This is a genomic window from Marinobacter alkaliphilus, from assembly GCF_055394375.1.
The window spans coordinates 104,644-125,139 of sequence record NZ_AP043751.1; the positions used below are offsets into that span (position 1 = coordinate 104,644).

The 20,496-nt window shown below is 57.8% G+C and carries 22 protein-coding genes; 7 read left to right on the forward strand and 15 right to left on the reverse strand.

Going from position 1 to position 20,496, the window contains the following annotated elements:
• Positions 1 to 54 precede the first annotated feature (54 nt).
• Positions 55 to 324 (forward strand): 30S ribosomal protein S20, encoded by a 270-nt coding sequence (gene rpsT / locus ACZ5Q2_RS00500; RefSeq protein WP_058091292.1) that lies wholly within the window; start codon positions 55 to 57, stop codon positions 322 to 324.
• Between the two features lie 72 nt (positions 325 to 396).
• Here rpsT and proB read toward each other — a convergent pair whose 3' ends face one another.
• The 4 genes from proB to rplU all read right to left on the reverse strand — a co-directional run bounded on the left by proB (position 397) and on the right by rplU (position 3,489).
• Positions 397 to 1,521: a glutamate 5-kinase gene (gene proB, locus ACZ5Q2_RS00505; RefSeq protein WP_106693196.1), complete on the reverse strand. Its 1,125-nt coding sequence runs from the start codon at positions 1,519 to 1,521 to the stop codon at positions 397 to 399.
• Between the two features lie 30 nt (positions 1,522 to 1,551).
• Positions 1,552 to 2,745, reverse strand: coding sequence for an Obg family GTPase CgtA (gene cgtA / locus ACZ5Q2_RS00510; RefSeq protein ID WP_061332365.1), 1,194 nt, complete (start codon positions 2,743 to 2,745; stop codon positions 1,552 to 1,554).
• Between the two features lie 136 nt (positions 2,746 to 2,881).
• Positions 2,882 to 3,142, reverse strand: coding sequence for a 50S ribosomal protein L27 (gene rpmA / locus ACZ5Q2_RS00515; RefSeq protein ID WP_022987754.1), 261 nt, complete (start codon positions 3,140 to 3,142; stop codon positions 2,882 to 2,884).
• 35 nt (positions 3,143 to 3,177) lie between these two features.
• A complete protein-coding gene (gene rplU, locus ACZ5Q2_RS00520) occupies positions 3,178 to 3,489 on the reverse strand; it encodes a 50S ribosomal protein L21 (RefSeq protein ID WP_061332366.1) in 312 nt (103 codons plus the stop codon).
• Positions 3,490 to 3,730: 241 nt separating this feature from the next.
• Between rplU and ACZ5Q2_RS00525 the strand changes: the two genes are divergently transcribed.
• Positions 3,731 to 4,699 carry a polyprenyl synthetase family protein gene (locus tag ACZ5Q2_RS00525; RefSeq protein WP_061332367.1) on the forward strand — a complete coding sequence of 323 codons (969 nt, stop codon included), beginning with the start codon at positions 3,731 to 3,733 and terminating at the stop codon, positions 4,697 to 4,699.
• A gap of 47 nt (positions 4,700 to 4,746) precedes the next feature.
• Here ACZ5Q2_RS00525 and ACZ5Q2_RS00530 read toward each other — a convergent pair whose 3' ends face one another.
• A complete protein-coding gene (locus ACZ5Q2_RS00530) occupies positions 4,747 to 5,733 on the reverse strand; it encodes a glutathione S-transferase family protein (RefSeq protein ID WP_061332368.1) in 987 nt (328 codons plus the stop codon).
• A gap of 189 nt (positions 5,734 to 5,922) precedes the next feature.
• Here ACZ5Q2_RS00530 and ACZ5Q2_RS00535 point away from each other — a divergent pair, with 189 nt between their 5' ends.
• Together ACZ5Q2_RS00535 and ACZ5Q2_RS00540 are read left to right on the forward strand one after the other, a co-directional pair.
• Positions 5,923 to 6,837: a LysR substrate-binding domain-containing protein gene (locus ACZ5Q2_RS00535; RefSeq protein WP_061332369.1), complete on the forward strand. Its 915-nt coding sequence runs from the start codon at positions 5,923 to 5,925 to the stop codon at positions 6,835 to 6,837.
• 93 nt (positions 6,838 to 6,930) lie between these two features.
• Positions 6,931 to 8,457, forward strand: a complete 1,527-nt coding sequence (locus tag ACZ5Q2_RS00540) for a WS/DGAT/MGAT family O-acyltransferase (protein WP_432210540.1) — start codon at positions 6,931 to 6,933, stop codon at positions 8,455 to 8,457.
• A 37-nt stretch (positions 8,458 to 8,494) separates the two neighbouring features.
• Here the strand turns inward: ACZ5Q2_RS00540 and ACZ5Q2_RS00545 are convergent, their stop codons facing one another.
• Positions 8,495 to 9,145: a DUF2057 family protein gene (locus tag ACZ5Q2_RS00545; protein ID WP_058091283.1), complete on the reverse strand. Its 651-nt coding sequence runs from the start codon at positions 9,143 to 9,145 to the stop codon at positions 8,495 to 8,497.
• Between the two features lie 262 nt (positions 9,146 to 9,407).
• Between ACZ5Q2_RS00545 and ACZ5Q2_RS00550 the strand changes: the two genes are divergently transcribed.
• Positions 9,408 to 9,611 (forward strand): DUF6316 family protein, encoded by a 204-nt coding sequence (locus ACZ5Q2_RS00550; protein WP_058091282.1) that lies wholly within the window; start codon positions 9,408 to 9,410, stop codon positions 9,609 to 9,611.
• Positions 9,612 to 9,660: 49 nt separating this feature from the next.
• Here the strand turns inward: ACZ5Q2_RS00550 and ACZ5Q2_RS00555 are convergent, their stop codons facing one another.
• The 8 genes from ACZ5Q2_RS00555 to glyA all read right to left on the reverse strand — a co-directional run bounded on the left by ACZ5Q2_RS00555 (position 9,661) and on the right by glyA (position 16,277).
• Entirely contained in the window at positions 9,661 to 10,170 is a 510-nt protein-coding gene (locus ACZ5Q2_RS00555) for a phosphatidylglycerophosphatase A family protein (RefSeq protein WP_058091320.1), read from the reverse strand.
• Positions 10,171 to 10,184: 14 nt separating this feature from the next.
• Positions 10,185 to 11,135, reverse strand: coding sequence for a thiamine-phosphate kinase (thiL, locus tag ACZ5Q2_RS00560; protein WP_058091281.1), 951 nt, complete (start codon positions 11,133 to 11,135; stop codon positions 10,185 to 10,187).
• A gap of 3 nt (positions 11,136 to 11,138) precedes the next feature.
• Positions 11,139 to 11,615 (reverse strand): transcription antitermination factor NusB, encoded by a 477-nt coding sequence (nusB, locus tag ACZ5Q2_RS00565; protein ID WP_058091280.1) that lies wholly within the window; start codon positions 11,613 to 11,615, stop codon positions 11,139 to 11,141.
• Positions 11,615 to 12,091 (reverse strand): 6,7-dimethyl-8-ribityllumazine synthase, encoded by a 477-nt coding sequence (ribH, locus tag ACZ5Q2_RS00570; RefSeq protein WP_058091279.1) that lies wholly within the window; start codon positions 12,089 to 12,091, stop codon positions 11,615 to 11,617. The genes nusB and ribH overlap by 1 nt, the downstream gene beginning before the upstream one ends.
• 48 nt (positions 12,092 to 12,139) lie before the next feature.
• Entirely contained in the window at positions 12,140 to 13,255 is a 1,116-nt protein-coding gene (ribBA, locus tag ACZ5Q2_RS00575) for a bifunctional 3,4-dihydroxy-2-butanone-4-phosphate synthase/GTP cyclohydrolase II (RefSeq protein ID WP_058091278.1), read from the reverse strand.
• 62 nt (positions 13,256 to 13,317) lie between these two features.
• Complete coding sequence (ribD, locus tag ACZ5Q2_RS00580; protein ID WP_058091277.1) at positions 13,318 to 14,433, reverse strand: bifunctional diaminohydroxyphosphoribosylaminopyrimidine deaminase/5-amino-6-(5-phosphoribosylamino)uracil reductase RibD; 1,116 nt, start codon at positions 14,431 to 14,433, stop codon at positions 13,318 to 13,320.
• Entirely contained in the window at positions 14,430 to 14,948 is a 519-nt protein-coding gene (nrdR, locus tag ACZ5Q2_RS00585; RefSeq protein WP_058091276.1) for a transcriptional regulator NrdR, read from the reverse strand. Before nrdR ends, ribD begins: the two co-directional genes overlap by 4 nt.
• 75 nt (positions 14,949 to 15,023) lie before the next feature.
• Positions 15,024 to 16,277, reverse strand: a complete 1,254-nt coding sequence (gene glyA, locus ACZ5Q2_RS00590) for a serine hydroxymethyltransferase (protein WP_432210539.1) — start codon at positions 16,275 to 16,277, stop codon at positions 15,024 to 15,026.
• Positions 16,278 to 16,673: 396 nt separating this feature from the next.
• Between glyA and ettA the strand changes: the two genes are divergently transcribed.
• A complete protein-coding gene (gene ettA, locus ACZ5Q2_RS00595) occupies positions 16,674 to 18,335 on the forward strand; it encodes an energy-dependent translational throttle protein EttA (RefSeq protein WP_061332377.1) in 1,662 nt (553 codons plus the stop codon).
• On the forward strand, positions 18,335 to 19,711 hold the full coding sequence (radA, locus tag ACZ5Q2_RS00600; RefSeq protein ID WP_061332378.1) for a DNA repair protein RadA: 1,377 nt from the start codon (positions 18,335 to 18,337) through the stop codon (positions 19,709 to 19,711). The genes ettA and radA overlap by 1 nt, the downstream gene beginning before the upstream one ends.
• 197 nt (positions 19,712 to 19,908) lie before the next feature.
• Here the strand turns inward: radA and ACZ5Q2_RS00605 are convergent, their stop codons facing one another.
• On the reverse strand, positions 19,909 to 20,277 hold the full coding sequence (locus tag ACZ5Q2_RS00605; protein WP_058091272.1) for a PilZ domain-containing protein: 369 nt from the start codon (positions 20,275 to 20,277) through the stop codon (positions 19,909 to 19,911).
• Positions 20,278 to 20,496: the final 219 nt, after the last annotated feature.

Here is a 20,496-nt window from a genome sequence, read left to right on the forward strand (position 1 = left end):
CCTGCGATGTAAACATATTCAGTAGTTACAGCAACGAATTTCAGGAGTTTTACGGTGGCAAATTCCCCGCAAGCCAAGAAGCGCGCTCGTCAGAACGAGAAAAACCGCAAGCACAACGCCAGCCTGCGTTCCATGGCACGTACTTACATGAAGAAAGTAGACGCCCAGATCAAAGCCGGCAGCTACGAAGGCGCTCAAGAAGCCCTGAAGACCGCTCAGCCGATTCTGGACAGCATGGTCAACAAAGGCATCTTCGCCAAGAACAAGGTTGCTCGTCATAAGAGCCGCCTGAACGCCAAGATCAAGGCCCTGAAAGCTGCCTGAATCTTGCGCTCATAAAAAACCGGCTTCGTGCCGGTTTTTTTGTGCCTGAATTTTACCCGTTATACGAACAACTCAGACCACAACCAGATTATCCCGATGAATCATCTCTTCGTCGGAGACATAACCCAGCACATCGGCAATGCGATCACTTGAGCGACCGGCAATCGCCCTGGCTTCGTCCGCATCGTAATTGACCAGCCCACGGGCAATCTCTTTACCATTCAGATCAACACAAGACACCATCTCGCCCCGCCGGAACTGGCCGGCGATGGCCTTTACGCCTACCGGCAACAAACTGCGGCCGCCCTGGCGCAACACCTTTACCGCACCATCATCCAGCGTCAACTTACCCCGGGTTTGCAGATGGCTGGCAATCCACTGTTTGCGAGCCGCCATTCTGCCCTGCTCTGGAAGCAACAACGTGCCAATCACATCTCCCTGGCGCAGGCGAGAAATCGCATGCTCAATACGCCCACCGACAATCACTGTGAAAGCTCCGGAACGGGCGGCCAACCGGGCGGCCCGAAGTTTGGTCAGCATACCGCCACGGCCGAGCGCCCCGGCGCCACCGCCGGCCATCGCATCCAAATCACGATCCTCGGCTCTACGCTCGGTAACCAGCTCGGCGTCCTGGTGCTTACGGGGGTCCTTGTTAAACAACCCCAGCTGGTCGGTCAGGATGATCAGACCATCAGCTTCGATCAGGTTGGCAACCAGCGCCCCAAGCGTATCGTTGTCGCCAAAACGAATCTCATCGGTCACCACCGTATCGTTTTCATTGACGATGGGCACCACACCGTAATCCAGAAGTGTGCGCAACGTGCTACGACCGTTCAGGTAACGCTTGCGATCCGAGAGGTCATCGTGGGTGAGCAGGATCTGGGCGGTGTGAATATCATGGCGCTTGAACTGCGCCTCCCAGGTTTGCACCAGGCCCATTTGACCAACTGCCGCAGCGGCCTGCAACTCGTGCAAATGCTGGGGCCGCGAGCTCCAGCCCAGTCGACTCATGCCTTCAGCCACCGAACCCGAGGACACCACCACCACTTCCACGCCTTCGGCAATCAGCTCCGCAATCTGGTCTACCCACAACCCGAGGGCCGCGACATCCAACCCCTTGCCATCATCGGTAAGCAAGGCACTACCAATTTTGATAACCAGACGTCGAGCCTTTCGGAGCTGGAGGCGTTCACTCATGATTGTGATTCTGTCCCTTGGGGTTGCGGTTTACTCAGGGGCGTAGACGACTTCGACGTCGTAATCGTCATCATCAAAGTCATCATCGTCATCGGCTTCTCGCGCAGCCCGGCGAGCCTGTCGATCAGCTTCAATTCTGGCGCGCGCCTCTTCGTCCATCCGGCGGCGACGAGCGGCCTCCTGCTCGGCAACTTCCGGGTTCTCGGCTTCCTGCTCCGCCTGCTCTTCAATCCAGCGCATCACCGCCTGAACCAACGGCTTGGTACCTTCACCACTCAATGCCGAGATGCGGAATACCGGACCTTCCCAACCCAGCTCATCCACGATGGCCCGGCAATGGGCTTCACGATCTTCTTCTGGCACCATATCGACCTTGTTCAGCACCAGCCAACGGGGGCGGCTGGCCAGGGTTTCGCTAAACTTCTCCAACTCGTGAGCAATGGCCTTTACCGCCTCAACGGGGGATGAACCATCGTAAGGCGCCACATCCACCAAGTGCAGCAACAAGCGGGTACGCACCAGATGTTTAAGGAAGCGGATACCCAGCCCTGCGCCCTCGGCAGCGCCTTCGATCAACCCCGGAATGTCGGCAATGACAAAGCTCTGGTGAGCCTGAACACTAACCACACCAAGATTGGGTACCAGCGTGGTAAACGGGTAGTCAGCCACCTTCGGCTTTGCCGCAGATACCGACCGAATGAAAGTAGATTTGCCGGCATTGGGCATGCCCAGCAAACCGACATCCGCAAGAACCTTCAGCTCCAGGCGCAAATTACGGGTCTCACCTTCCGAGCCTTTACTGGTCTGTCGCGGGGCACGATTGACCGATGACTTGAAACGGGTATTCCCCAGGCCATGAAAACCACCTTGGGCCACCTTCAGGCGCTGGCCTTCCTTGGTGAGGTCGCCCAGCACTTCATGGGTATCCATATCCACAACGGTGGTGCCTACCGGTACCGGCAGCACCAGATCTTCACCCTTGTTACCCGTGCAGTTACGCCCAGCACCCGGCTCGCCATTCTGGGCCTTGTGTTTGCGCTGGAAGCGGTAATCGATCAGCGTGTTCAGAGCGCTGTCTGCTTCCAGGTAGACAGAGCCGCCATCCCCGCCGTCACCGCCGTCGGGACCACCCTTGGGTACATACTTTTCCCGCCGGAAACTCAGGCAGCCGTGGCCGCCTTTACCGGCTTCAACAATGATGGTGGCTTCGTCTACAAATTTCATACGCCTGATGCCTTTGCATAAACTAAAAAGCCCCGCAGCCTCATGGAAGCTTTGCGGGGCTCCGGATTCACCTGAGGGCTGATCAGATCAGCATATCAGGCTCACCCAAGGTTCGACAGAACCGGATCGCCGCTGCTTACGCAGCCGGAACGATGCTCACGAACTTGCGGTTCTGCGGGCCTTTGGTCTCGAACTTCACCTGACCTTCCGCTTTCGCGAACAGGGTGTGGTCCTTGCCAATGCCTACGTTGCTGCCGGCGTGGAAACGGGTGCCACGCTGACGAATGATGATGCTGCCTGCAGTGACAGTCTCACCGCCGTAGCGCTTGACACCAAGTCGTTTCGACTCGGAATCGCGACCGTTACGGGTACTACCTGCTGCCTTTTTATGAGCCATTACCAGCCTCCTTAATTAAGGGGTTATTCGAGGGCTTAGCCCTGGATACCCGTGATCTTGACTTCAGTAAACCACTGACGGTGGCCCTGACGCTTCATGTGGTGCTTACGACGACGGAACTTGATGATGTTGATCTTGTCGTGACGACCGTGGCTAACCACTTCAGCGGTCACCTTTGCACCATCAACTACCGGGGCACCGACTTTTACGTCGTCGCCGTTGGCAACCAGAAGAACACGATCGAACTCAACAGAGCCGCCGGTTTCAACTTCCAGCTTCTCCAGCTTCAGAGTTTCGCCTTCTTTTACACGGTGCTGCTTACCACCGCTAACAATAACTGCGTACATTCATAGTCTCCGCGATTGACCCATCCCTGCTCTTATCCACCTGGTTCTAAGGGAGGCGCTCTGGCGACCCTATTGCAGGGAGCGCAGGTTGGGATGAGTTGGGCGCGTGATTGTACGAAAAGCCGCCGGGCAATACAAGTGAGATTCCCGGGCAAGTTGACACTGTAGGCAGCAATACCTAGCATTGCCGCGTCCTGCCCGAAAACTCAACGAAAACACCAGCAAGGGACGTACCAGCCCGATGACAGCCCAGCGCATCCATGACACCGTGGCGGAAGACTTCAGCCGCGTCAATGACCTGATAATCCAGCGGCTTGCCTCTGACGTCCCAATGGTTGAGAAGATCGCTCAATACATCATTGAAAGCGGCGGCAAACGCCTGAGGCCGCTGCTGGTACTGCTATCCAGTCGGGCTGCCGGCTACAGCGAAAGCGAACACCTGAAACTGGCTGTCGTCATTGAGTTCCTGCACACCGCCACCCTGCTCCACGACGATGTTGTCGATACCTCTGACATGCGTCGGGGCCGCAGCACCGCCAACGCAAAATGGGGCAATGCTCCCAGTGTGTTGGTAGGTGATTTCCTCTACGCCCGGGCCTTCGAGATGATGGTGGAACTGGAAAGCCTGCCGATCATGAACGTTCTGTCCCACGCCACGGCGGTGATTGCCGAAGGCGAAGTAATGCAGCTGATGAACGTGAAAAACCCGGATCTTACCGAAGAGCAGTACATGGTGGTCATCCACAACAAGACTGCCATGCTGTTCGAGGCCTCCTCCCACACCGGCGCGCTGCTGGCGGGCGCCGATGACAAGCAGGAAACTGCACTGAAAGACTATGGCAAGCATCTAGGCCTGGCGTTCCAGCTGGTGGACGACGTTCTCGATTATCTGGGCGATGCCGAAGCCATGGGCAAAAACGTGGGCGACGACCTGGCCGAGGGGAAAACCACCCTGCCCCTGATTTATGCCATGGCCAACGGCAGCGATGAAGAGCGGCAGCTGATTCGTCAGGCCATCCGCAAAGGCGGGCTGGACGACCTGCCGAAGGTATTGGAGATCGTCAAATCCTCCGGCGCCATTGAATACACCATGGCCAAGGCAAAAGAGCAGGCACAGATTGCCTGCGACCTGCTCACCTGCCTGCCGAAGTCTGAGCACCGGAAGGCCTTGGAGTTGCTGACTGAAGTGGCGGTAGCCCGAGTCAGCTGAGCATCAAGCCGGGCGGCAACCCATCAGGCGCCGCCCGTTCTACTGCCTTAGCCAACCTGCTCGCGGCCATGGGGAGCATCGAAGTCCAGATCTGGCCCAACCGGCACCACCTGTGTCGGGTTGATGGTGCGCTGGCTGACATAGTAATGCTGCTTGATCTGCCGGATATCCACCGTCTCGGCCACTCCGGGCACCTGGTACAGCTCCCGCACATAACCCGACAGGTTCGGATAATCCCGGATCTGCCGGCGATTACATTTGAAATGGCTGTAATACACGGCATCAAACCGAATCAACGTGGTGAACAGGCGCCAGTCCGCCTCGGTAAGCTGGCTGCCGGTCAGATAGCGCTTCCCCGCCAGGATCTGCTCAAGCCAGTCCAGAGAATCAAACAGCGCGCTGTAGGCTTCTTCGTATTTGTCCTGTGCAGTCGCGAAGCCGGCCTTGTAAACACCATTGTTAACGGTGTCATAAACCCGCTCGTTCACCGAATCTACCTGCTCGCGCAGCTGCTCCGGGTATAGATCCAGACCGGACTTCACGCCTTCCAGGCCGTTAAACGCGGAATTGAACATCCGGATGATATCGGCAGACTCATTGCTGACAATGGTTTCCTGCCGCTTATCCCATAACACCGGTACGGTGACCCGACCGGAATAATCTGGCGCGGCCCGAGTGTAGATCTGATGCATAAACTGGGATTGATACAGATGATCCTGGTGAGCCGGATCATCCTCCCGAAACTCCCAGCCATTCTCCACCATGTCCGGATGCACAACCGACACCGAAATGTGACGCTCCAAACCCTTCAGCTTCCGGAATATCAATGTCCGGTGCGCCCAGGGGCAGGCCATAGACACATACAGGTGGTAGCGCCCGCTCTCGGCCGCAAAGCCGCCCTCCCCCGCCGGACCGGGCGAGCCATCAACCGTTACCCAGTTGCGAAACCGAGCCGCTTCACGCTCAAACTTGCCTCCGGTCTTGTCCGTGTCATACCACTCGTCGTGCCACTGACCATCAACCAACAAACCCATAAAACCTCCCCTGGGGTCAGACCCCTGTGCATAACTGTAGACTTATCAACAGGGGTCTGACCCCAATTTATTTGTCCACACAAATTCACAGGGGTCTGACCCCGTTTACAAATATTGGAGACAGGTTACCGGGTGGGCTGGTAGGCTGATAGCAAGCATTTCTGGCAAACACTTTCAGATTATTCGAACATGCATACAGCCATTACGATTGACGCACTCAAAGTGCTGGACGCCATTGACCGCAAGGGCAGTTTTGCCGGGGCTGCCTCGGAGCTGTTCCGGGTGCCATCCGCCATCAGTTACACGGTTCAGAAGCTCGAAGAGGATCTGAACGTCAGTATCTTTGACCGCAGCGGTCATAAGGCTGTGTTGACCTCGGCCGGGCGGTATCTGCTTGAGGAGGGGCGTTCACTGCTGGAAGCCGCTGAGAACCTTGCCCATACCACGCGGCAGGTGGCCCAGGGCTGGGAAACCCGGCTGCGTATTGGCTTTAACTCGCTGCTGCCGGCTGAATGCCTGTTTCCGGCCATTCAGGATTTCCATCAGCTTGGGGTTCCGGTTGATGTGCAGATTATCGAAGAAGTCTTCGCCGGTGCCTGGGATGCCCTGCAAAGCCGTCGCGTTGATATGGTTGTCGGGGCTGACCTGCTGAGCAAACCTGCCGGAGCTTTCGCCACCAAATCACTGGGGGAGGTACCGTTTGTGTTTGCCGTAGGCGCAGAACACCCTCTCGCCAGTGAGACCGGCCCGCTGGCCGAAGCGGATATTGCACAGTATCCTGCAGCGGTAGCGGCGGATACGTCGCGCTCGCTGCCACCCGGCCATGCGGGAATATTCCGGCTCCAGAGAACCCTCACCGTCAGCAACATTGACCAAAAAATTCTGGCCCAGGAGGCAGGCCTGGGCGTTGGCTGGCTCCCCTACCCGCGAATCCGGGAACAGCTTGCCCGGGGCTCGCTTATTGCCAAAGAGACGAGTGAACCCCGCGCCGCCATCAGCGTACATCTGGCCCGCCACAGCGAAGACAAAGGCAAGGCACTGATGTGGTTCTGGGACAGACTCAGCAACGATGAGACCATCCACAAATGGCTTCAACCGGAATAAAATCGGGGCACAGGGGCCAATAGGCCCGATCATGCCATGGGCTATACTCCAAGGCCCGCAACCTTAACCGTGACACACAAGGGAGTGCGCTGGATGCGTCAGCTGTCGGAACTGGATGCCTCGTTTCTGTACCTGGAGTCAGAAACCACCCCCATGCACATTGGCGGTGTGTACCTGTTCGACGCCAGCGGCCTGAGCGATCCCCTGGCATTCAGCACGTTTGTGTCCTACCTGCGCAGCCGCCTGCACGTGGTGCCCCTGTTTCGGCAAAAGCTCAAGGAAATCCCCCTGCGCCTCGGGCGCCCGTACTGGATTGATGACCCCAGCTTCAGCATTGAGCGGCACCTCGCCTACGTTAACCTGGGCGAGCACGGTAAACAGGCAAGTCTGATGTCTTTGGCGTCAAAAATCATGGAAGAGCCGCTCAAACGTGACCGGCCCCTTTGGCACATCACATTTGTCGACGGCTTTCGCATTGACGACCCGGAAGGCGATAAACAAGGATTTGCGCTGATCGTCAAACTGCACCATGCCGCCATTGATGCCTTCAGTGGCGAGGAAATCATGGGCAAGTTACTGGAATATACGCCGGAGCCCCGTCCCATTGCACCGCCACGCCCATGGCTGGCACGACCAGAGCCATCCGAAGAGCGCGTCTTTCTTCAGGCCGGCGCTAATATGCTCAAGACTCCTATGCAGGTTGCTTCACTCGCTTACAACGCGGCAGAAGCCACCGCCCGGGGCCTGATCAAGAAACAGCTGCAGAAGCTGCCGGTACCCTTCCCCCTGTTCACCGCTCCCCACAGCCCGTTTAACCGGCAGATTACCGCCAACCGACGCATTGTGTCCGCCAGTGTCAGTCTATCCCGACTCAAAGCGATCAAGGCAAGCCTCGGGGATGTCACCCTGAACGACGTTGTGCTCGGATTATGCGCGGAGACCCTGCGCCGTTACCTCGAGCAACAGGGGGGCGACACAGACAAATCACTGGTGGCAATGACACCGATTTCCGTGCGCTCCAGCAGCCTGCGAAAGGCCACCGGCAACCAGATGTCTGCGATGCTGCTGGATCTTGCCACCAACGAACCCAATCCCGCGGCTCGTATCCGGCGGATCCATCAGAACGCGGTAGAGTCAGAACCCTACCGCGAAGCTATTGCTGCCGACCGGCTGACTGAATTATTACCTTCCACCCTGTTGGCGCTGTCTGCCCGGCTGTATTCCGAGCTGCAGGTAGCGCAGCGTTATCACCCGCTATTTAACTTGCCGATCACCAATGTACCCGGACCACAAGTTCCGTTGTTCCTTCAAGGCGCGCGACTGATCCGGCAATACAACACGGCCCCACTGTTCGACAGCCTTGGGCTGGTCATTGTCGCTGTAAGCTATCAGGGACAACTGACACTGAACTTTACCCTGTGCCCGGATGTGGTTCCCGATGGAGACAGTCTGAAAGATTTGATTGAGGGTAGCCTGACGGGTATCGAGGAATGTCTGCATGACCTCGGCCCCGATCAAGGGCTGGAGACTCCGCATGGCAATGGCCAGAACCTGACGGATGAAGTATTAGGAGCTCTTGAAACCATGATAAAAGGCGGGCTTCAGCGGTTTCGCCGATAGCCCGGGCCGGGCACCAACGCCCGACCCGAGGCCAGTATTACTCAAACGCCCAGCGCAGGAAGGTTCGCTTTTCTTCCTCGGTAGCGTCTTCCCACAGCGCTTTCAGGCGCTCCAGCGTAGTCGAGCCAGATTCGCTGCCGGTACTACCGCCAGATGCAGCCAAAGGTGTGCGCGGAGCGCTGGCCTGTGACGCCCCATCCCATTTGCTGGATTCAGCAACCAGCGTTCCGTTACTATCGATAATAGCCACAGAGAAGTCTGCCATCATGGCTTCTGCCTGCTGCCGAGACGACGGCTTGTCAAAACGGAAGCGATACTCTGCCCCCGACTGGGCATCGAAGCGCACAACTTGCTGCTCGCTTTCAACGGTATGCACCTTGGATTCGCCATCTCGAACTACCCCGGTTCTGGCCCAGATGGTCTTGTAGGTAAAGACTACCTCGGTTTCACCAGGCAGTAAGCCATAATCCAACGCCAAGTCATCCAGCATGAAGCGGGTCATGCTTCTGCCATTGATGGCAGCCACCTGAATTTCACCCGGGGCTTTCAACACGGCCGGATTCGCTGCGCCCTCGGGGTCGCCCTGCCAGGCATCCACTCGCGTCAGTGATGACGCACAACCAACCAGGGTAACGCTCAGCATCAGGGCAACCAGCTTGAAAACCCTGAAAACGTAACACATACTCATTTCATCTCCTTTTCCTTGAGAGGCCTGGGCGGCCATGACGGGATCACACGCTCTCGCATTCTGACCATCGAGGCCGTGGGGAGCAAGCAAAGCTTTGATATGCGGGCGCCAAGCACCGGAGATTCTTACCGAGCCCATGCAACGCCCATCACAAGAATGTAAAAAAATGTTGAATTAAGCCGCAATTGGATTAATTTTAATCAGGTCGGCAAACAAAACGCGTTGCCCGAGAAGAAAAGAATAAGCGGGCTCAGGAGCAACCATGGACACTCAGCGCAGGACCGGGGAACAAGGCCCGGCCCCCTTTCGCAGCAGTCGTTTTTTCTGTGTAGGCAGCAAATGGTATTTCACCACCCGGGAAGGCTTTGACAGCGGTCCCTTTGCGTCCCGGGAGCGTGCTGAGATCGGCCTCAAACGATTTCTGCACGTGGTCAGGATGCTACCGGAAGAACAGCAACTCCACTAAACCTGGCCGAACGGAAGCTCCGGCTGGCTCACCCGTCGGATAATGCCCTTCAGACAATGAAGGGCATTATCCAGACATCAATACCCCACAAGCACACCAGCGCCATCATGCCGGCCACCACGTCATCCACCATAATCCCAAGGCCACCCGGCATCCGGGCATCCAGCCAACTGATGGGCCAAGGTTTGACCACATCGAACAGCCGGAACAGCAGAAACGCCATCAATACGCCGTAGATCTGGTCTGGGAACAGGCCAAGCGCGATCCACATACCCACAAACTCGTCCCAGACGATACCGCCATGGTCATGCACCTTTAGCGCGTCTGCGGTTTTCCCACACAACCAGATGCCCACCAGGAAAGCTGCCAGCACCACCAGCCAATAGGCAACCGGCGGCAACCAGGCGAAAGTGTACCATACCGGTATCGCCGCCAGACTCCCCCAGGTGCCGGGCGCCTTTGGCATGGTGCCACTGCCCAGGCCAAAGGCCAGAAAATGCACCGGGTTTCGCAGAAAGCCGGGCGGCAGCAAGGCCGCCGGGCTTTCTGGTTCTTGCATCAGATCTTCGTCCTTCAAACCGATCTCCCAAAATGGTCGAATCCAACGGGGGCTTCCGTCATCTCCGCGCCTCTCATGCGCAGCCCTAACTCCTGCTGAATACACCCAATAATGATCAACGCACCTTGCACCTCGGGTGCCAGTGCCGCGTACTGATCAGGCGCGATGGTCACGCACAGTTCGTAGTCGTCGCCTGCGGTCAACGCCAGACTGAGCGCAGCATCTCCTTTGAGTCGGTGCAACGCCGGCAACATTGGAATGTTTTTGGCGTCCAGCTCAGCGCCCACACCTGACTGTTCGAGGATGTGGTCAAGATCCGCCAGCAACCCGTCAGAGATATCGATCGCCGCCGAGGCCTTGCCAATCAGCTGTTGCCCCAGCACGAACCTAGGTTCTGGAAAGTGATAACGCGCCAGAACGGCCTGCTGGTCTGCACCGGGATGAGTGGCCCCCAGAAAATCAAGTGCGGCGCCTGCTGCGCCCAGGGGCCCGGAGACGCAGATAAGATCGCCCGGGCGGGCGCCGGAGCGCCGGATAGCGGAGCCTTGTGCCACCGTCCCGTGTACCTGGACGGAAACCGCCAACGGGCCCCGGGTGGTATCGCCACCGGCCAGCGCAATTCCAAATGCATCGCTGGCCTTGGCAAGCCCGTGGGCAAAATCGGCCAACCATTCTGGCTGCGCCTCAGGCATGGTCAGCGCAAGGGTAAAGCAGACGGGGGTCGCGCCCATGGCAGCCAAATCGCTGGTGGCTACGGCCAGCGCTCGCCATCCCAGGTAGTAAGGAGAATAGTTTTCAGGGAAATGAACGCCTTCAACCAATGTATCGACGGAGAAGACCAGGTCCCGACCCTCGGGAACACGCTGGATAGCGCAATCATCCCCGGGGCCGAGCACAAGCTGATCTGTCATGGCCTTGTTGGCCAGGGGCATAAAGAAGCGACGGATCAGCTCAAATTCACCCATGAATCAACGCGGGCGAGTCTCTGCCAGACGCAGGCGTTGGCTCAGTTTATCCAGAATACTGTTCACAAACTTGTGGCCTTCGGTACCGCCGAAACGCTTGGCCATCTCAATGCCTTCGTTAATCACCACCTTGTAGGGAACATCAATCCGATGCTTCAGCTCGTAGGTGCCCAGGCGGACAATCGCCAGCTCAACCGGGTCCACCTCTTTCAGGGGCCGATCAAGGAAAGGCTCGATCAGTTTGTCCAGCTCGGCTTGTTCCCGATGGATGCCCCGCAACAGATCGCGGAAATACATGACGTCCACTTTGCTCATGTCATTATCAACCATGAACTCGGCTTCAATGTCAGAGATCGGCGTTTTGCTGAAGTGCCGCTGGTACAGGCCCTGCATGGCAAGGGCCCTTGCCCTGCGACGATCACCAGCCTTGGGCTGGCCGGTTTTCCCCGGCTGGGGGGAGGTATCACCCGCTTCGTTCATTACTCACCCAACTTTTTGAACAGACTGACCATTTCCAGGGCAGTAATGGCCGCTTCCGCACCTTTATTGCCGGCCTTGGTGCCGGAGCGCTCAATGGCCTGTTCGATCGAATCGACGGTCAATACACCAAAGGTAACCGGTACGTCAGTTTCCAGGCTGACAGCGCCCAAACCACTGGAGGCTTCACCGGCGACGTATTCGAAGTGCGGCGTACCACCACGAATAACCGCACCCAGGGCGATGATCGCGTCGTAATCGGAGGTTTCCGCCACGCGCTTGACCGCCAGTGGCATTTCATAGGCACCCGGTACCCGGATGATGGCGATGTCGTCTTTGGAAATACCGTGACGCAACAGAGTGTCTACAGCCCCGTCTACCAGGCTTTCAACCACAAAACCGTTAAACCGGCCAACCACTAGAGCGTAACGACCGCTGCACTGGGTAAAATCACCTTCAATTACTTTGATATCTGCCATCTTGGGCTCCTTCGCGAGCTACGGCACTCAGCGCCGCAGCCGGGTTTATCATTCGGGGGTGTAGGGTACGTATTCCACAACTTCCAGATCGAAACCGGAAATAGCGGAGAATTTTACCGGCGGGCTCAACAGGCGCATTTTGCCTACGCCGATATCCCGCAGAATCTGGGAGCCGGTTCCGACGGTGAAGTACACGCCAGAACTGCCCTTCCCGGCAGACGCCGTGCCCTCGTCATAGAATTCCTGAATTCGGTCTTCCAGGTTGTAGCTGTCTTCGGCGCTGTTCAGCAACACCACAACGCCACGCCCTTCCTCAGCCACTTTTTCAAGGGCATGGTGCAACGGCCAACTGCGCGAATCCTTGCGGCGCGCACCCAGCAGATCCCGGAGGGTATCGGTGATGTGCACGCGCACAAACACGGGCTCTTCAGGGGCAATATCGCCCATCACCATGGCCAGGTGGGTAGCACCCTGAATGTTGTCTCGATAGGTACGCAACTTGAAAAGCCCATACTCGGTATCCAGATCGTGCTCTTCCACGCACTCCACGGTTTTTTCATTCATGGTGCGGTAGTGAATCAGGTCTGCGATGGTGCCGATTTTCAGGTCATGTTCTTCTGCAAACTTTTCCAGGTCTTCGCGGCGCGCCATGGAACCGTCGTCATTCATGATTTCACAGATCACACCGGCAGGCTCACACCCTGCAAGAGCCGCCAGGTCACAGGAGGCTTCGGTGTGTCCGGCCCGGCTCAATACGCCGCCGGGATCAGACATCAACGGGAAGATGTGGCCCGGCTGAACCAGGTCTGATGCTTTGGCGTTGCGGGCAACCGCCGCTTGTACCGTGCGGGCGCGATCAGCCGCAGAGATACCGGTGGTCACACCTTCGCGTGCCTCAATAGACAGTGTGAACTTGGTACCAAAACCGGAGGCGTTCTGTTGCACCATCAACGGTAAACCAAGCTGCTCACAACGGTCGCGGGTCATCGGCATACAGATCAGGCCCCGGCCGAAGCGAGCCATGAAATTGATCGCTTCCGGCGTACAATGTTCGGCAGCCATGACCAGATCGCCCTCGTTCTCGCGATCCTCATCGTCCATCAGGATCACCATTTTGCCCTGACGGATGTCTTCGATGATCTCTTCAATGCTGTTCAGTGCCATACGGTTCTGCACCCTGTCACCCAGGCCGCACCTACTGCGACCGAAGGGAATGAATTGAATGATTAGCGGCGGGCCAGGATCAGCCTCTGATCCTCACCCACCTGACGCCGATCCAGCACTTTCCATTGCACCTTGTCAGCCATTGTTTCAAGCGGCAGATGAGCGGTTGGTCGCCCCGTGCTGCCCAGAAATACCGGCGCCTGATACAGCCAGAGTTCATCCACAAGGTTTTCCCGAATGAACGTTCCGGCCAGGGTTGGCCCCGCCTCTACCAATAATTCGTTGATACCAAGCTCGCCCAGGGCATCCAGCAGTTCCGCAAGGTCAACACCATTATCTTTCCAAGCCACACCGGTCAGGCTAACGCCCAACGCGGCCAGATCCTGCGCCGGTGCCGATGCCAGCGCCGAACTGGCACAAAACACCTGAACATTGCCCCCCTGCAGGATACGCGCCGTCGCCGGTGTACGCGCGTCCCGGTCAGCAATAACCCGCAGAGGCTGACGTGAGGGGTCCGTAGCATCCCCAATCTCCCCCATTTCATCCCGACGGACCGTCAACGATGGATCGTCAGCCAGAACCGTGCCTACTCCGGTCAGAATAGCATCACTGATGGCGCGCAGCCGCTGCACGTCTCTTCGGGCTTCAGGCCCGGTGATCCACTGGCTTTCGCCAGAGGCCATGGCGGTGCGTCCATCCAGGCTGGCGGCCATTTTCAGGCGAACCCAGGGCCGGCCTGTATTCATGCGTTTCATAAAGCCCGGATTCAGGCGAACCGCTTGATCCGCCATCAAACCCTCGGTCACCTTGATGCCGGCATCCCGGAGCATGTCCAGCCCCCGGCCAGAGACTGACGGATTGGGATCTGTGGTCGCGGCAAATACCTGCGCCACACCGGCATCAATCAGCGCCCTGGCACAAGGTGGCGTTCGGCCGTAGTGGCTACAGGGCTCAAGGGTGACATACGCGATCGCCCCACGGGCATCCTGTCCTGCCTGGCTCAGAGCGCGAACTTCTGCGTGAGCCTCACCGGCACGTTCGTGCCAGCCTTCCCCGACGATGCGGTTGCCCTTGGCAATCACGCAACCAACCCGGGGGTTGGGGTGGGTAGAGTAGCGACCACGCCAGGCCAACTGAATGGCCCGGGCCATCATCGCCCTGTCACGGTCTGCAATCATGCCTTGCCTTTTCCGGACTGCTTGTCGGCCAAAGCCCTTGCCACATCCGCCGCAGTTTCACCATTGCCCTGAGACAGTCGTTCAATCTCTTCCTTGAACTCATTGATGTCCTGAAAGCTGCGATACACCGACGCAAAGCGAACGTAGGCCACCTTGTCTAGCTGACGCAACTCGGTCATGACTTCCTCGCCCAATTGCATCGATTTCACTTCGCGCTCGCCGGTAGAGCGCAACCGATACTTGATGCGATTCAGGGCAGCGTCGATTTCCTCGATGCTGACCGGCCGTTTTTCCAACGCCTTCATCAGGCCTGCCCGCAGCTTTTCTTCGTCAAACGGCTGGCGGGTGCCATCCTGCTTGACCACGCGCGGCATCACCAGCTCGGCGTTTTCGAACGTAGTGAACCGCTCGCGGCAGGACAAACACTCCCTGCGGCGGCGAACCTGATCACCTTCAGCCACCAGGCGCGAATCAATCACCTTGGTATCGGCTTCACCACAGAAAGGACAATGCATAATTCAGATGCTCCGGAAAGGAAGAACCCGGGTTCTCCCTGAGGAGACACCCGGGCAGTCTTGTTACGCTAGGGCTCAGCCGTATACCGGGAAGCGGCCACAAACAGCCTCTACCTGCTCACGCACCCGGCTGATGGTTGCTTCGTCTTCAAGATTATCGAGGATGTCACACATCCAGCCAGCCAGATCACGGCACTCCGCTTCCTTGAAACCACGAGTGGTGACAGCCGGGGTACCAATACGCAGACCGGAGGTCACAAACGGTGAGCGAGGATCATTCGGCACCGCGTTCTTGTTCACCGTGATGTGCGCTTTGCCCAAAGCGGCGTCAGCGTCTTTACCGGTAATGTCCTGCTTGATCAGACTGACCAGGAACAGGTGGTTCTTGGTACCACCGGAAACCACGTCAAAACCACGTTCAACAAACACCTCGGCCATGGCCGCAGCGTTCTTCACCACCTGCTGCTGGTAAGCCTTGAATTCGTCGCTCATGGCTTCTTTAAAGCACACCGCCTTGGCCGCAATCACGTGCATCAGTGGGCCACCCTGGCCACCCGGAAAGACGGCAGAGTTCAGTTTCTTCTGCAGATCTTCATCATCACAGGCCAGGATCAGGCCACCGCGAGGGCCTCGCAGGGTTTTGTGAGTGGTGGTTGCCACTACGTGGGCGTGCGGAACCGGGTCCGGATACACGCCCGCAGCCACCAGACCGGCCACGTGGGCCATATCCACAAACAGGTAAGCACCCACTTTATCCGCAATGGCGCGGAAACGGGCAAAGTCCAGCTCCTGGGAGTAGGCAGAGAAGCCGGCAATAATCATCTTGGGCTTGTGCTCAACGGCCAGGGCCTCGATTTCGTCGTAGTCCAGCAGGCCGGTGTCCGTGTTGATACCGTACTGAACAGCGTTATAGATCTTGCCGGAGAAGTTGACGCTGGCACCATGAGTCAGGTGGCCACCGTGCGCCAGGCTCATGCCCAGAACGGTATCGCCCGGCTTGAGCAAGGCCATGAACACGGCAGAGTTGGCCTGGGAGCCAGAGTGCGGCTGCACGTTAGCGTAGGCAGCACCAAACAGTTCCTTGGCGCGGGCAATGGCCAGGTCTTCGGCAATATCGACAAACTCACAGCCACCGTAGTAGCGCTTGCCGGGATAACCCTCGGCGTATTTGTTGGTCAGCACACTGCCCTGAGCTTCCATCACCCGCGGGCTGGTGTAGTTTTCAGAAGCGATCAGTTCGATGTGCGCTTCCTGACGTTTCTCCTCCGCCTGCATGGCGTTCCAGAGTTCATCATCGAAACCGGCGATTTTCATATCACGATTAAACATGGATGTGCTGCCCCTGTCTGTATGGCTGGCCCGGCGCTGCCTCTGTGCATGCCGTAACCCCTGAAAAATTGGGCCGCTATTCTATCCCGAAAGCGGGTTAAAAATCATCCTTTATGCCGTCCGCAGATACCGGCACAGCGAGGATCCCGATTTTCACTCAATTGCTATCCCGGATAGGTTTAGATACCTTAGCCGATCAACATTCAATGGTGTCGACTTTGGCAGTGACGGCCTTCGGGGTGGGCGATTCGGGATACGCTGTGAATACGTCCCTGTACGCTCCGCAAAAACATCCCTGTTTTTGAGGATCCCGAATCGCCCACCCCGAAGGCCTTAGCCAGACACCTGTCGTGTTTTCTGTTATCTACGCGAATTTCGGATAAGGATTCTGCCAATATGGCCCAGTACGTATACACCATGAACCGCGTGGGCAAGGTGGTACCACCCAAGCGGGAGATTCTGAAAGACATTTCCCTGAGCTTCTTCCCGGGCGCCAAAATCGGCGTGCTGGGCCTGAACGGCTCTGGTAAATCCACCCTGCTCCGTATTATGGCGGGTGTCGACCAGGATTACATCGGCGAAGCCCGGCCCCAGCCCGGCATCAATGTGGGCTACCTGCCCCAGGAGCCGGAGCTGGACGAAGAAAAAACCGTCAAGGAAATCGTCGACGAATCCGTTGCCCACGTGCACAACGCCCTGGCCGAACTGGACCAGGTATACGCCGCGTACGCAGAGCCGGATGCCGATTTCGACGCCCTGGCCAAGAAGCAGGGCGAGTTGGAAGCCATCATCCAGGCCACTGACGGGCACGATATCGAGCGCAAGATGGAAGTGGCCGCAGACGCCCTGCGCCTGCCAGCCTGGGACCAGAAAGTCAAAGTACTGTCCGGTGGTGAGCGCCGCCGTGTCGCCCTATGCCGCCTGTTGCTTTCCGGCCCAGACATGTTACTTCTGGACGAACCCACCAACCATCTGGACGCGGAATCCGTGGCCTGGCTGGAGCGCTTCCTGCACGATTACGACGGCACTGTGGTCGCTATCACCCACGACCGTTACTTCCTCGACAACGTCGCTGGCTGGATTCTGGAGCTGGACCGAGGCCACGGCATTCCGTTCGAGGGCAACTACAGCCAGTGGCTGGAGAACAAAGAGAAGCGCCTGGAGATGGAATCCAAACAGGAAGCCTCGCACCAGAAAGCCATCAAGCAGGAACTTGAGTGGGTGCGCTCCAACGCCAAGGGCCGTCAGTCCAAGAGCAAGGCTCGCCTGGCTCGCTTCGAAGAGATGAGCTCTCAGGAATTCCAGAAGCGCAACGAAACCAACGAACTGTATATCCCGCCTGGACCGCGCCTGGGTGGCAAAGTGATCGAAGTGGAAGGCATCAGCAAGGCTTTCGATGATCGCCTGCTTTATGAAAACGTGTCTTTCAGCGTACCCCCGGGCGCCATTGTCGGTATCATCGGTGGTAACGGTGCTGGTAAATCCACGCTGTTCAAAATGATTGCCGGTATGGACCAACCAAACTCCGGCACCATCACTGTGGGCGAAACCGTTGAGCTCGCTTACGTAGATCAGATGCGCGACCTGGACGGCAGCAAGACCGTGTGGGAAGAACTGTCCGACGGCAACGACATCATCAAGGTCGGCAACTACGAAACACCTTCCCGCGCTTACGTTGGCCGCTTTAACTTCAAGGGCACCGACCAGCAAAAACGAGTAGGCGACCTCTCCGGCGGTGAACGTAACCGCCTGCATCTGGCCAAGCTGTTAAAGCAAGGTGGCAACGTGTTGCTGCTGGACGAACCCACCAACGATCTGGACGTGGAGACCTTGCGTGCCCTGGAAGAAGCCATCCTGAACTTCCCCGGCTCCGCACTGATCATCTCGCACGACCGCTGGTTCCTGGACCGCGTCGCCAGCCACATCCTGGCGTTCGAAGATGACGGCGAGGTGGTGTATTTTGAAGGCAACTTCACCGACTACGACGCCGACTTCAAGAAGCGCAAGGGCGAATCAGCGATGCAGCCCAAGCGCATGAAGTACAAGAAGCTGGCCTGATGGCAAAAGCAAAAACTGCCTATGTCTGCACCGAATGCGGTGCAGACTATTCCAAGTGGCAAGGCCAGTGCACAGCTTGCCAGGCCTGGAATACCATCAGCGAGGTACGCGGCGTTTCCGGCCCCGGCAAGGGCGCCCGCAGCGCCCGTTTTGAGGGCTACGCGGGCAGCCTCTCCGAGGTCAAAAGCCTGGACGAAGTCAGCCTGGCCGAACAGGCCCGCATCAGTACCGGCATGCAGGAGTTCGACCGGGTACTGGGCGGCGGGTTAGTGGAAGGCTCGGCAGTCTTGATGGGCGGCCACCCCGGCGCGGGCAAAAGCACCCTGCTACTTCAGGCGGTCTGCCAGTTGGCCGAGCAACACTCAGCCCTGTATGTCACTGGCGAGGAATCCCTGCAACAGGTCGCCATGCGCGCCAAACGCCTTGGTTTGCCCACCAAAGACCTGAAAATGCTCTCGGAAACCTCCGTGGAGCGGTTGATGCAGGTGGCGGAAATGGAGAAGCCGCGCATTCTGGTGATCGACAGTATCCAGGTGATGCACGTGGCCGATATCGAATCCGCCCCGGGTTCAGTCTCCCAGGTGCGGGAGAGCGCTGCCTTCCTCACCCGCTTTGCCAAGCAAACCGGCACCATCCTGCTATTGGTTGGCCACGTTACCAAAGACGGCAGCCTGGCCGGACCGAAGGTGCTGGAGCACATGATCGATTGCTCCATCCTGCTGGAAGGCTCCAGCGACAGCCGCTACCGCACCCTGCGGGGCATCAAGAACCGTTTCGGCGCGGTAAACGAGCTGGGCGTGTTTGCGATGCTGGAACAAGGCCTGAAGGAAGTGAAAAACCCCAGCGCCATTTTCCTGAACCGGGGCGAAGAGGCGGCTCCCGGCAGTGTGGTGATGGTGGTCTGGGAAGGCACCCGGCCCATGCTGGTGGAAATCCAGGCACTGGTGGACATGGCTCAGGGCAGCTATCCGAGGCGGGTAGCCGTGGGTACCGACCAGAACCGGTTGGCGATGCTTCTGGCGGTGTTACATCGTCATGGCGGTATGCATGTGGCCGATCAGGATGTGTTCGTGAACGTGGTAGCGGGTGTGAAGGTCAACGAAACCAGCGCGGACCTTGCTCTGTTGTCAGCGGTGGTGTCATCGTTCCGGAATCGGGCGTTGCCCCAGGATCTGGTGATTTTCGGAGAAGTAGGCCTGTCTGGCGAGATTCGGCCGGTGCCGAATGGCCAGGAGCGGATTTACGAGGCAGCCAAGCACGGCTTCACTCGGGCTTTGGTTCCCAAGGCTAACGTTCCGCGCAAGCCTGTGGAAGGCATGAAGGTCATTCCGGTGACCAAGCTTTCCGATGCCCTTTCGGCTTTGGAGGAGCTTTAGTTTACGGCCCCGAGCCTTCTGGCTCCAGAGTTAGGGCAGTGTTGGAGCGCCTTTCAAAAAAACGCTACGAGCACATCCATGTGCGCTTCGCTCCGGCCATCCATGGCCTCCGAGATTTTTTGAAAGGCGCTCCAACACTGCCCTATCTATCCTCAGTGCAATCCGCACTTCAAACGAAAAGCCTCAGCGCGCCATCGTCAGTCAATCAGATGCGCAAACTCCCGCTCCAACAGCGCCTGATCCCCAAGATTTAACTCAACCAGCCGCTTCAAATGCGTGGCACTTTCAAGATCAATATACTGACACCGAAATCCCAACCGATGATCCTCCACGTGCTTCAACTCCACCGCCATCACAATCGCGGCTTCATGTTCATTCAGGTGAATCACCACCTCACAAGGCTTGTTCAGCGGAACCTTCCAACCTTCCGGCCGCTGGACCAAAACGCCCTTCAGGGAAATATCCAACACCTCGGTTGACCACACCTGGTCCTGACAATGCAGCTCACAGGGCGCATCGAAACTGATTCGATGGAAACGGCGTTTTTCGGAAGTTTTGGTAGACAAGGGGCAGCTCCGGCTCGACGGTCATTACTCTCTATGACTATAGACCGGACATAAAAGGGAGTACAGCGTGGAGTGGTTAACGAGAGCTTCGCTCCCGAGGGCTTAAGATATTCCCGAAACGTTGGACTGCAGGGTGGCGATAGGGCCTCCAAAAAATCTCGGAGGCCATGGATGGCCGGAGCGAAGCGCTCAGGGATGAGCTCGTAGCGTTTTTTTGGA

Coding starts and splice junctions, on each gene's coding strand:
- proB (WP_106693196.1), bottom strand. CDS start 1,521: ATGAGTGAACGCCTCCAGCTCCGAAAGGCTCGACGTCTGGTTATCAAA.
- cgtA (WP_061332365.1), bottom strand. CDS start 2,745: ATGAAATTTGTAGACGAAGCCACCATCATTGTTGAAGCCGGTAAAGGC.
- rpmA (WP_022987754.1), bottom strand. CDS start 3,142: ATGGCTCATAAAAAGGCAGCAGGTAGTACCCGTAACGGTCGCGATTCC.
- rplU (WP_061332366.1), bottom strand. CDS start 3,489: ATGTACGCAGTTATTGTTAGCGGTGGTAAGCAGCACCGTGTAAAAGAA.
- ACZ5Q2_RS00525 (WP_061332367.1), top strand. CDS start 3,731: ATGACAGCCCAGCGCATCCATGACACCGTGGCGGAAGACTTCAGCCGC.
- ACZ5Q2_RS00530 (WP_061332368.1), bottom strand. CDS start 5,733: ATGGGTTTGTTGGTTGATGGTCAGTGGCACGACGAGTGGTATGACACG.
- ACZ5Q2_RS00535 (WP_061332369.1), top strand. CDS start 5,923: ATGCATACAGCCATTACGATTGACGCACTCAAAGTGCTGGACGCCATT.
- ACZ5Q2_RS00540 (WP_432210540.1), top strand. CDS start 6,931: ATGCGTCAGCTGTCGGAACTGGATGCCTCGTTTCTGTACCTGGAGTCA.
- ACZ5Q2_RS00545 (WP_058091283.1), bottom strand. CDS start 9,145: ATGAGTATGTGTTACGTTTTCAGGGTTTTCAAGCTGGTTGCCCTGATG.
- ACZ5Q2_RS00550 (WP_058091282.1), top strand. CDS start 9,408: ATGGACACTCAGCGCAGGACCGGGGAACAAGGCCCGGCCCCCTTTCGC.
- ACZ5Q2_RS00555 (WP_058091320.1), bottom strand. CDS start 10,170: ATGCAAGAACCAGAAAGCCCGGCGGCCTTGCTGCCGCCCGGCTTTCTG.
- thiL (WP_058091281.1), bottom strand. CDS start 11,135: ATGGGTGAATTTGAGCTGATCCGTCGCTTCTTTATGCCCCTGGCCAAC.
- nusB (WP_058091280.1), bottom strand. CDS start 11,615: ATGAACGAAGCGGGTGATACCTCCCCCCAGCCGGGGAAAACCGGCCAG.
- ribH (WP_058091279.1), bottom strand. CDS start 12,091: ATGGCAGATATCAAAGTAATTGAAGGTGATTTTACCCAGTGCAGCGGT.
- ribBA (WP_058091278.1), bottom strand. CDS start 13,255: ATGGCACTGAACAGCATTGAAGAGATCATCGAAGACATCCGTCAGGGC.
- ribD (WP_058091277.1), bottom strand. CDS start 14,433: ATGATTGCAGACCGTGACAGGGCGATGATGGCCCGGGCCATTCAGTTG.
- nrdR (WP_058091276.1), bottom strand. CDS start 14,948: ATGCATTGTCCTTTCTGTGGTGAAGCCGATACCAAGGTGATTGATTCG.
- glyA (WP_432210539.1), bottom strand. CDS start 16,277: ATGTTTAATCGTGATATGAAAATCGCCGGTTTCGATGATGAACTCTGG.
- ettA (WP_061332377.1), top strand. CDS start 16,674: ATGGCCCAGTACGTATACACCATGAACCGCGTGGGCAAGGTGGTACCA.
- radA (WP_061332378.1), top strand. CDS start 18,335: ATGGCAAAAGCAAAAACTGCCTATGTCTGCACCGAATGCGGTGCAGAC.